Genomic DNA, 10,344 nt, shown 5'->3' on the forward strand with positions numbered 1-10,344 from the left:
GACCGTGATCAGGGCAGCGCGCCGAGGGCGGCGACGACCGACCGGGGGTCGCCGCTGCGGACCAGCATCTCGCCGACCAGGACGGCGTCGGCGCCGGCCGAACGCATCCGGGCCGCGTCCTCGACGTCCAGGATCCCCGACTCGGCGACCTTCACGACGTCACCGCCGAGCAGCTCAGCAAGTTCTTGGAAATGGCTCAAGTCGACCTCGAGGGTCTTGAGGTCGCGGTTGTTCACGCCGACCACCCGCGCGCCGGCGTCGCGCGCACGGCGGGTCTCCTCGGCCGTGTGCACCTCGACCAGGCAGGTCACCCCCAGCCCGTCCGCCACGGCCAGGAAGTCCTCGAGCTGGCGCTGGGACAGCGCCGCGACGATCAGCAGGGCGAGGTCTGCGCCGGCGGCGCGGCCCTCCCACAGCTGGTACTCGGTGACGACGAAGTCCTTGCGCAGCAGGGGCGTCCGCACAGCCTGCCGGACGGCCACGAGGTCGGCCAGACTGCCGTTGAAGCGCCGCTTCTCGGTCAGGACGGAGATCGCCGCAGCCCCCCCGGCCGCGTACCGGGCGGCGAGACCGGCGGGGTCCTCGATCGCGGCCAGTGCGCCCTTGCTCGGGCTGGATCGCTTCACCTCGGCGATCACGCTCAGGCCGGGCGCCCGCAGCGCCGGCACCGGGTCGAGGGCGGGCGGGATGTGCGCGACCTCGGCCATCAGGGCGTCCAGCGGACGCGCGGCGCGGCGGACCTCGAGATCCTCGACCACACCGGCGATGATCTCGTCCAGCACTGTCATGTCAGGACTGACCGTAGCCCATCCGCCGCAGCAGGCCTCCGGTCACCAGGGAGAGGATGAGCAGCACCGACGCCACCCAGACCAGGGTCCAGTTCGGGCCCAGGACGAAGGCGACCGCCCCCAGGATGAATGCCACGGCAGCGATGATGCTGCCGGCCCAGGCCGCGGGGGTCCGGCCGTGGTGGTACTCCCTGGCGGAAGTGCCCGCGGTCCGGTCAGCGCTTTCGATCATCCGATCGCTCCTCCAGTCTGCGGTTCCGGGTTGGAAAACCAAACAAGGCTCCATATTGACCGTTGCACGCGAACACCGCCAGCCCCGGATGCGCGGATTCGGCAGGATTCCTAACTGTCTCTCAGGAACCAGGCCTCCGCAGGCGGGTCAGGGCGGACGCCTCGGCGACCGCACCGAGCACCGCGGCAGCCTTGTTCCTGCTCTCCAGGTCCTCGTTCGCAGGGATGGAGTCCGCCACCACACCGGCCCCGGCCTGAACGTAGGCGACACCGTCGGCGAGCACGGCCGTCCGGATCGCGATCGCGGTGTCGCAGTCGCCGGCGAAGTCGAAATAGCCCACCACGCCCCCGTACAGGCCGCGCCGCGAGACCTCCAGCCGGTCGATGATCTCCATCGCGCGCACCTTCGGGGCACCGGACAGCGTTCCCGCGGGGAAGCAGCTCAGGGTGGCGTCGAGAGCTGTGCGGCCGGCGGAGAGGGTGCCGGAGACCGCCGCCTCCAGGTGCATCACATGGCTGTAGCGGCGGACCTTCATGAACTCCACCACCTCGACGGTTCCCGGATCGCAGACCCGGCCGAGGTCGTTGCGACCCAGGTCGACCAGCATCAGGTGCTCGGCCGCCTCCTTCGCGTCGGCCAGCAGTTCCGCCTCCAGGCTCGCGTCCAACGCAGCCGTCGCGCCTCGCGGCCGCGTTCCCGCGATCGGGTGGGTCGTCGCCCGCCCGCCGGTGACCTGGACGAGCGCCTCCGGGCTCGACCCGACGATCGCGAAGCCGGGCAGCCGCAGCAGGTAGAGATAGGGACTGGGGTTGTTCCGGCGAAGCACGCGGTACACGTCCAGCGGGTCGGCCGCGCAGTCCGTCTCGAAGCGCTGGCTGGGCACGATCTGGAAGGCCTCGCCGGCCCTGATCTCCTCGATCGCGGCCGCGACCGCCGCCTGGTACTCCGCGGAGGTCCGCTGCCGGCGGACCGGTGCCGCCTCGGCCGTCGCGTCCCTGACCGCGACCAGCGGGACGCAGGGGCGCAGCAGCGCGTCGGCCATCGCCCGCAGCCGGTCGCAGGCGTCGACCCACGCCTCCTCGATGTGGTCCGCCGTGTCGTCGAAGTTGATCGCGTTCGCGACCAGCCACACCTCGCCGGTGTGGTGGTCGAGGACGGCCATGTCGGTGACGAGCATCATCGCGAGTTCGGGCAGGCCGAGGTCGTCGGGGTTGCTGTCGGGCAGCCGCTCGAGCCGCCGGACGACGTCGTAGCCGAGGTAACCCACCATTCCCGAGACCAGTGGCGGCAGCCCCTCCTCGCGGGGCGTGTGCAGCAGGTCCAGGGTGCGGGCGAGGACCACCAGCGGGTCGCCGCCCTCGGGAAGGCCGGTGATCGTGCGTCCGCTGAACTCCCAGCGGGCGGCCCCGCCGGCCTCGGTGAGGGTCGCGACGGCGTTCACGCCGATGAAGGAGTAGCGCGACCACACCCCGCCCTCGGCGGACTCGAACAGGAAGGTGTTCGGACGCCCCCCGCACAGCTGGTGGTACAGCCCGACCGGCGTGAAGTCGTCGGCGAGCAGCCGGGTGTGGACGCTGACCACCCGGTGCTCGGCACCGGCGGCGAGGAACCCGGGCAGGTCCGGGGTGATGGCGAGGTTCATGCCTCCTCCGCCAGCAGCAGCCGGTCGTCGAAGCAGGTCGTGGCGCCGGTGTGGCAGGCGGGCCCGACCTGGTCGACGACGATCAGGAGCGTGTCGCCATCACAGTCGAGCCGGACCTCTCGCACGGCCTGGGTGTGGCCGCTGGTCTCGCCCTTCACCCAGTACTGGCCGCGGCTCCGCGACCAGTAGGTGCCGCGGCGGGTGGCCAGCGTGCGCCGCAGCGCCTCGTCGTCCATCCAGGCCAGCATCAGCACCGCCCCTGACGTCGCGTCCTGCACGACGGCGGGCACGAGTCCCTCCGGGTTCCGCTTCAGCAGTGCGGCCACGTCCGCGTCGAGCTCACTCACCCCGACATTGTGGCAGCCCCGATGACCCCCGGGTGGGTACCGTCGGTGGCGTGAGCCCGCACCAGCGACCCCTGGACCAACGCGCAGCCCTGTGTGACGCGCTGGCCGCCGTGCCCCCGTCCGCCCCCACCCTGTGCGAGGGGTGGACCGCCCACCACCTCGCCGCCCACGTCTGGGCGAGGGAGAACGAGACCTGGCGGGTCGCCGCGAACCTGCTCGGCCGGCGACCGGAGAAGACGCAGGCACGGCTGGCGGAGATCGTCGCCCGCCGCCGGTACGAGGACCTGATCGCTGCGATTCGGCGGGGGCCGTCCGGACCGTCCCCGTTCCGGCTGCCGGGGGTCGAGGACGCAGCGAACACGCTGGAGTTCTTCGTCCACGCCGAGGACGTGCGTCGCGGCGGCGGCGACCTCACCCCGCGGCCACCGGATCCCGCGATGGAGAACCTCGCCTGGAAGCGGTCCGCCGCACTGGCCCGGCTGGCGTTCCGGCGCTGCCCGGTGGCGGTCTGGCTGGAGCGGGACAGCCCGCCCGGCGAGCCGGTCCGGATCGGGACCGGACCCGACATCGTCACCCTCCTCGGCGCCCCGACCGAGCTCCTGCTGTACCTGTTCGGGCGTCGCGGCGCCGCCCGCGTGGAGGCGATCGGGCAGGCTGCGGCTGTCTCGCTCGTCGAGCGGGTGTCGCTCGGATTCTGAGCGTCCACGCCTCCGACGCGGCACCGCTCGCCGAAACAGAACTGACACAATGGCGGGCATGCGCGTCTACAACTTCTCCGCAGGCCCCGCCATGCTCCCCCTTGAGGCCCTTGAAGCTGCCCGGTCCGAGCTGACCGACTGGCAGGGCTCGGGGATGTCGGTGATGGAGGTGTCGCACCGCGGCAAGGCGTTCGTGGAGTGCGCGGCGCAGACCGAGGCCCTGCTGCGGGAGCTGATGGGCATCCCGGAGAACTACACGGTGCTCTTTCTCCAGGGCGGTGCCTCCGGCCAGTTCGACGCGATCCCGCTCAACCTGACCGCCGACGGCGACACGGTCGACTTCCTCAACACCGGGCAGTGGTCGGCCAAGGCGATCAAGGCGGCCAGGAAGGCCGGACTGACCGTCGACGTGCTCGCCGACGAGGCGGGCTCGCGCTACACGACCACCCCTGCCGAGGGCAGCTTCACGGTCGACCCCGCTGCCGCCTACCTGCACTACACGCCCAACGAGACCATCGGAGGGGTGGAGTTCGGCTACGTGCCCGAGTCCGGCGACGTGCCGCTGGTGGCAGACATGAGCTCGACGATCCTCTCCCGGCCGATCGACGTCTCCCGGTACGGCCTGATCTACGCCGGCGCCCAGAAGAACATGGGGCCGTCGGGCCTGTGCGTGGTGATCGTCCGCAACGACCTGCTGGGACGCGCGCGCCCGAGCACGCCGTCGATCTGGAACTACGCGGAGATGGCGGCGTCGGACTCGATGCTGAACACCCCGCCGACCTTCGGCATCTACCTGCTGGGCAAGATCCTGACCTGGGTCAAGGAGAGCGGCGGGTTGCCCGCGATGGCGGAGCGGAACTCCGCCAAGGCCGAGGCGCTGTACGGCTACATCGACGGGTCGGGCTACTACTCCAACCCGGTGGCGAAGGACTCCCGGTCGTGGATGAACGTGCCGTTCCTGCAGGCGAACCCCGAACTCGACAAGACGTTCGTGGCCGAGGCGTCCGAGGCAGGACTGACCACCCTGGCCGGTCACCGCTCGGTCGGCGGCATGCGCGCGAGCATCTACAACGCGATGCCGCTGGCGGGCGTGCAGGCGCTGATCGACTTCATGACCGACTTCCAGCGCCGCAACGGCTAGGAGACACCGCACCATGGCATACACCGTCAAGACCCTCAACGCGATCAGCCACACGGGCCTCTCCCGGCTGCCCAAGGACGAGTTCGAGGTGTCGTCCGACGCCGCCGCGCCGGACGCGCTGATCCTGCGCTCGGCCAACCTGCACGGCGTCGAGATCCCCGCCTCCGTGCTGGCCGTGGCCCGCGCCGGGGCGGGCACGAACAATATTCCGATCGCCGACTACTCGGCCAGGGGGATCCCGGTGTTCAACACCCCCGGCGCCAACGCGAACGCCGTGAAGGAACTGGTCGTGGCGGCTCTGTTCCTGGCGGCGCGCAACATCGTTCCCGCCGCGGCCTTCGCGCACCGGCTCGACGGTGACGCCGCGTCGATGGACAAGGCGGTCGAGGCGGGCAAGAAGGCCTACGTCGGCTTCGAGCTGCCCGGCCGGACGCTGGGGGTGATCGGGCTGGGCGCGATCGGCGTCGAGGTGGCCAATGCCGCCGCCGGCCTGGGCATGCGGGTGCTGGGGTACGACCCCCAGATCACGGTTGACCACGCGTGGAAGCTGAGCTCGTTCGTCGAGCACGTCACCAACCTCGATCAGCTGTTCAAGCGGGCCGACATCATCACCCTGCACGTCCCGCTCGTGGACGGCACCCGTGGCCTGATCGGCGCAGAACAGCTGGAGAAGATGCGCAAGTCGGCGGTGCTGATCAACTTCGCCCGTGGCCCGATCGTGGACGAGTCGGCGGTCGTGGACGCCCTGGAGAGCGGCCAGTTGCGTGCCTACATCTGCGACTTCCCGTCCCCGGCGCTGAACAAGCGCGACAAGGTCGTCACCCTTCCGCACCTCGGCGCGTCCACGAACGAGGCCGAGGAGAACTGCGCGCGGATGGCCGCCGACGAGCTGCGCGACTTCCTGACCGAAGGCACGATCGTGAACTCGGTGAACTTCCCGAACGCGTCGCTGGCGCGCGCGGCGGGCACCAGCCGGATCGCGATCGCCAACAGCAACGTACCGAACATGGTGGGCCAGATCTCCACCCTGCTCGCCGGGGCAGGGCTGAACATCGCCGACCTGCTGAACAAGTCGCGGGGCGACCTCGCCTACACCCTGGTCGACGTGGACGGGGAGGTGCCGGCGTCGGTGATGGCCCAGATCGCCGCCATCGACGGTGTCCTCTCCTCGCGCCTGATCTGAGCGGGCCGCGGCCGACCGGGTCCCCGGGTGCGGCGCGGGCTCGTCCACGGCAGGCTCGCCCCAGGTGCAACGAACCGGACCGCCGTGGGCGTGGAAGCGTCATGACCCCGCCGTTGCATGCTTCGCGCCCACGTCGGTCTGCACCGGCATTGGCCGTCCTCGTCCTGCTGCCCGTGCTGACGGCCTGCGCGGAGACGCCGACGGTTCCCGAGACCGGTCACCTCGACGGCCTGACCTGCCTGAAGGGCGGGATCATCGCGACGACGCCGGTCGCCGCCCGCCTGACCGCGAAGAGGGTCGGCACCGATAGCGGGAAGGTCTACGCCACCGAGGCGGACAGCCACGGTGTGTTCAGCCTCGACCTGCCGCCGGGCACCTACGAACTGTCCGGGAGCCTGACCGCGCGGCTACCGGGAGGCCGGCTCACCCCGGTACAGGTGGCGGTCGCCGCGGGCCACACCACGAGCGTCGAGATCTGCGCCCTGGTCCCCTGAGTGTCCTGCCCGGTGAGCATCAGCGGCCGAGTACGCGCACACGTTCTCTTCCATCCCTTCGACTCGGCCGTGATCAGGTAGCTCCTGTCCGGCCGGATCGAGCAGAAGTGTCACAGGTGGGTGCCAGGATGGAGGCATGGTCGAGATGGTGGCGGAGCAGCAGGCTCCCGCGATGGCACGGCTCGAGGCCGCCATCGCGGCGGAGACGGCCGCCCAGGCGGCGAAGGCGCGCGCCATCCTCGACCTCGCGCTCGAACGGCAGTGGAGCGAGGGCGAGGAGTTCGAGATGGTCGCTGAACGCCCGGTGCGGATCGGCGGCGAAGGAACCCCGCTGGTCGACGAAGCGCTGCCCCTGGAGATCGCGGCCCTCAGTGCGACCTCGGTGGCCAGTGCCACTCTCCTGGTCCGCGACGTGGTGAACCTGCACGGGCGGCTCCCGTCCGTGTGGCGCGCTGTCGAGCAGGGCCGGGTGGACTTCTGGCGGGCCCGTCAGCTCGCCCAACTGGCCGACACGTTCGAACTCGGGTACGGCGAGTGCCTGCGCGTCGATGCCCTCGTGGAACCAGCCCTCGGCCTGATCGGCTGGGGAAGGATGGTGGCCCGGTTCCGCGCGGCGATCATCGAGGTTGCCCCCGCCAAGGTGACCGCCCATACCGAGCGCTCCCGCCGGTCCCGACACGTCCACATGGGAGTCTCCGCCGACGACCCGTCACTGGCATGGATGTCGGCGCTTGCCGACACTGCCGACCTGAAGGCCCTCGAGCATCTCCTCGGCCTGGTCACCGCCGCGCTGGTCGAGCACGGCGACGCCGACCCCATCGACGTGGTGCGTTCCCGGGCGCTGGGGCGGCTCGCAGACCCGGAGGGCGTGCTCGCCCTGCTCGACGGCGTGGACGATTCGACGCCGGAGGCCGAGAGCTCCGAGAAGCGCAGCCGACGCCGGCACGCGCCGGTCGCACAGGTGTTCGTCCACCTGGGCAGCGATGTCCTGGAGGACGGTGGGCCCGCACGAATCGAGAAGGTCGGCCCGGTGCTCGTCGACGAACTCGGTCAGGTGGTCGGGCACCATCGGATCAGGCTCACCCCCGTCGTCCACGTACACGACGCCGAGCCTGCACTGGACGCCTACGAGATCCCTGATTCGGTCCGTGAAGCGGTGCTGGCGCGCGATCGGTTCGACGTGTTCCCCTACTCCTCCCGGGCCGCCCGCGGGTGTGACCTCGACCACACGATCCCCTACCTCACCGGTGAGCACGGCCAAACCCGGCCCTCGAACCTCGGGCCACTCAGTCGTCGCGCGCACCGTGGCAAGACACACGGTGGCTGGACGCTGGAGCAGCCCCGTCCAGGCGTCTTCTGGTGGACCTCGCCTCGCGGGCAGGTCTACCGGGTCGGTCCCGACGGGACAACTCGGGTCCCCGCACGCCGGGCCGACACCAGATCCTCCCCGCCCTGACGACCGGGGACGGAAGGTCGACCGGGAGAGCTTCGAGCGTCGGCGACAGCTGCGTGCGCTTCGCGGGGGGTCATGCGGGAAGCAGCAGCGTGCGAAGTCGGAGCCGGTCGTCGTCCTGAAGACCGACCTGGTCAAGCAGCTCGCCCACGCCTTCGGCGAACGCCACGACGATCGGGCACACCTGGGCGATCCATGCCTCCGCGTCTGCAGGCCGCCAGGCCTCCTGGCGGTCAACAGTAGGAGAGCGCGTTCGCGCCCCCGCCAACTGCCTGACCGAGACCGCGTAGTCCTCCGCGACGACCTCGGGTGCGACGCCGGCATTGGCGAGCAGGAGCGCGCTGATCATCCCGGTACGATCCCTGCCGGCGCTGCAGTGGATCAGAACGCCCGGCTCGCAGGCCGCGATCACCTCGAGAGCCCGCCGCACCAGATCGGGAAGGATCCGAAGATTGTGCGACCAGCACGCGGGCGAATCGAGGATCGGGAAACAGGTCCGGCGGAACTCCTCGCTGGAGTGGTCCTCGGTCGGGGCTGACCTGACCGATACCCCGTCCATGACAGTGCCGTCCGGAACCGGGTCTCCGTCGCGCAGACCGACCTCGTAGGCGCAGCGCAGGTCAACGATCGTGCGCAAGCCCCACTCGCGGGCTGCCGCCCAGCCCGCCGGGCTCAGGAGTTCCCGGCGCGGCCCCCGCGCAATCCGACCCGGGCGCGTCGGCCCGGCCGGGGTCGGCAGTCCGCCCAGATCCCGACAGTTGAGGTAGCCGTCCCAGCCGAGCACCCGCACCCGGTCACCGTACCGCCCCGCACCCCGAGCGCCCTCACTGTGGCAGGAGCGGACATCGGGGCGCAGCCACAACAGATGGCGGCCCCTTCAACGGCTGCCGGGCGGTTCGGCAACGCGACCTCCGACCCGTGCGTGGGGACACCAGGAAGCGAACGCCCCCACCGGTGACGGGCGGACGGCTTCAGCGTGACGTGGTGCCCCGAACTCGGTGGACAACGTCACCCGCTGATGCACCAGGTGACCACGGCGCCCGGCGGGCGCGTCCGTTGTCCAACAGCAGCGCCGGGTCATCCGTCTCAGCCGGCGGCCAGCCACTGCCTGGCCAGCCGGATCCTGGCCTCCACCTGCTCGGTCGTGGCCTGTGCCAGCGACGGGCCGCCGGCCTCCCTGCGCAGGCCGGCGTGGACGTGGCTGTGCGGGACCCCGCGTACCCGGGCGACCTGGGAGACCAGGCTGTTCAGCTCCCTCCTGCGCCCCTCCAGGGCGCGGAACAGGCTGACCTCTGCCGGTTCCTTCTCACGGCGGGCACGGCGGTCGGATCGTGCCAGCTGCCGCCGCTGCCGCTCGGCCAGCAGGGACGCCACCTGGTCGGGCTCCAGCAGGCCGGGCAGGCCGAGGTAGTCGGCCTCGTCCGCACTCGTCGGCTCGGCCTGCATGCCGTAGGCGTGGGCGTCGAACAGGACGTGGTCGAAGATCGCGTTGGCCTCCAGCGTCTCCTGCTCTCCCTCGAGATCCGAGCTGCGGCGCGTCCGGTTGGCCTCGGCCAGCAGCGCCTCCTCCTCGCCCCACAGGTCGTCGGCGTGCTTCGGCCGGCCCAGCACGTGGTCGCGCTGGCGCTCCAGCGCGCCGGCGTGCGCCAGCAGGATCGGGACGGTGGGCAGGAACACGCTGGCCAGCTCGCCACGCCTCCGGCTGCGGACGAACCGCCCCACGGCCTGGGCGAAGAAGAGCGGCGTGGACGTCGCCGTCGCGTACACCCCCACCGCCAGCCGGGGCACGTCCACCCCCTCCGACACCATCCTCACCGCCACCATCCAGCGGTCCTCAGACCCCGAGAACTTCTCGATCCGGCGGCTCGCGCCGGGATCGTCGGACAGCACCACCGTCGGCTTCTCCCCACACACCCCCTCCAACGCCCGCGCATACGCGCGGGCCTGTCTCTGGTCGGTGGCGATCACCAGGCCCCCCGCGTCCGGCACGTGCCGGCGCACCTCGGTCAGCCGGCGGTCCGCCGCGCGCAGCACGGCCGGCATCCACTCCCCCGCCGGGTCGAGCGCGGTGCGCCAGGCCTGGGCGGTGATGTCCTTGGTCAGTGGCTCGCCGAGGTTCACGGCCAGCTCGTCCCCGGCCCGGGTCTTCCAGCGCATGCCGCCGCCGTAGGCGAGGAAGACCACCGGGCGCACCACGTGGTCCCGCAACGCTTCCGCATACCCGTAGGTGTAGTCCGCGACCGAGCGGCGGATCCCGTCCGCCTCCTCCATATAGGTCACGAACGGGATCGGGGTGGCGTCCGAGCGGAACGGCGTGCCGGTCAGCGAGAGCCGCCGGGTCGCCAGCGCGAACGCCTGGCCCACCG

Annotated in this window: 11 protein-coding genes; 5 read left to right on the forward strand and 6 right to left on the reverse strand. The window is 71.3% G+C overall.

The annotated features are described in order from the left end of the window. Nucleotides 1–8 precede the first annotated feature (8 nt). The 4 genes from trpC to hisI form a co-directional block, all read right to left on the reverse strand. Nucleotides 9–788 (reverse strand): indole-3-glycerol phosphate synthase TrpC, encoded by a 780-nt coding sequence (gene trpC, locus QM633_RS13865; protein WP_415154349.1) that lies wholly within the window; start codon nt 786–788, stop codon nt 9–11. 1 nt (nt 789) lies between these two features. Beyond that, nucleotides 790–1,020 carry an HGxxPAAW family protein gene (locus QM633_RS13870; RefSeq protein ID WP_415154350.1) on the reverse strand — a complete coding sequence of 77 codons (231 nt, stop codon included), beginning with the start codon at nt 1,018–1,020 and terminating at the stop codon, nt 790–792. 121 nt (nt 1,021–1,141) lie between these two features. Beyond that, on the reverse strand, nt 1,142–2,662 hold the full coding sequence (locus QM633_RS13875) for an anthranilate synthase component I (RefSeq protein WP_415154351.1): 1,521 nt from the start codon (nt 2,660–2,662) through the stop codon (nt 1,142–1,144). Further along, nucleotides 2,659–3,009, reverse strand: coding sequence for a phosphoribosyl-AMP cyclohydrolase (gene hisI, locus QM633_RS13880; RefSeq protein WP_415154352.1), 351 nt, complete (start codon nt 3,007–3,009; stop codon nt 2,659–2,661). Before hisI ends, QM633_RS13875 begins: the two co-directional genes overlap by 4 nt. Nucleotides 3,010–3,059: 50 nt before the next feature. On the opposite strand from hisI, the gene QM633_RS13885 reads away from it, so the two are divergent. From QM633_RS13885 to QM633_RS13905, 5 genes are all read left to right on the forward strand, one after another. Further along, nucleotides 3,060–3,707, forward strand: a complete 648-nt coding sequence (locus QM633_RS13885; protein ID WP_415154353.1) for a TIGR03085 family metal-binding protein — start codon at nt 3,060–3,062, stop codon at nt 3,705–3,707. 58 nt (nt 3,708–3,765) lie between these two features. Further along, nucleotides 3,766–4,848, forward strand: coding sequence for a 3-phosphoserine/phosphohydroxythreonine transaminase (gene serC, locus QM633_RS13890; RefSeq protein WP_415154354.1), 1,083 nt, complete (start codon nt 3,766–3,768; stop codon nt 4,846–4,848). A gap of 13 nt (nt 4,849–4,861) precedes the next feature. Next, nucleotides 4,862–6,031 carry a phosphoglycerate dehydrogenase gene (locus tag QM633_RS13895; protein WP_415154355.1) on the forward strand — a complete coding sequence of 390 codons (1,170 nt, stop codon included), beginning with the start codon at nt 4,862–4,864 and terminating at the stop codon, nt 6,029–6,031. Between the two features lie 149 nt (nt 6,032–6,180). Continuing rightward, the gene (locus tag QM633_RS13900) at nt 6,181–6,525 is read left to right on the forward strand and encodes a hypothetical protein (protein ID WP_415154356.1); all 345 of its coding nucleotides are present in this window, start codon (nt 6,181–6,183) and stop codon (nt 6,523–6,525) included. 136 nt (nt 6,526–6,661) lie between these two features. Beyond that, complete coding sequence (locus QM633_RS13905; RefSeq protein ID WP_415154357.1) at nt 6,662–7,981, forward strand: hypothetical protein; 1,320 nt, start codon at nt 6,662–6,664, stop codon at nt 7,979–7,981. Nucleotides 7,982–8,051: 70 nt separating this feature from the next. Here the strand turns inward: QM633_RS13905 and QM633_RS13910 are convergent, their stop codons facing one another. Beyond that, nucleotides 8,052–8,768 carry a tyrosine-protein phosphatase gene (locus QM633_RS13910; RefSeq protein ID WP_415154358.1) on the reverse strand — a complete coding sequence of 239 codons (717 nt, stop codon included), beginning with the start codon at nt 8,766–8,768 and terminating at the stop codon, nt 8,052–8,054. Between the two features lie 296 nt (nt 8,769–9,064). Next, the coding region (locus QM633_RS13915; RefSeq protein ID WP_415154359.1) for a DEAD/DEAH box helicase at nt 9,065–10,344 on the reverse strand (1,280 nt) is incomplete at its 5' end.

This window comes from Propionicimonas sp. (assembly GCF_047606205.1).
GTDB lineage: Bacteria > Actinomycetota > Actinomycetes > Propionibacteriales > Propionibacteriaceae > Propionicimonas.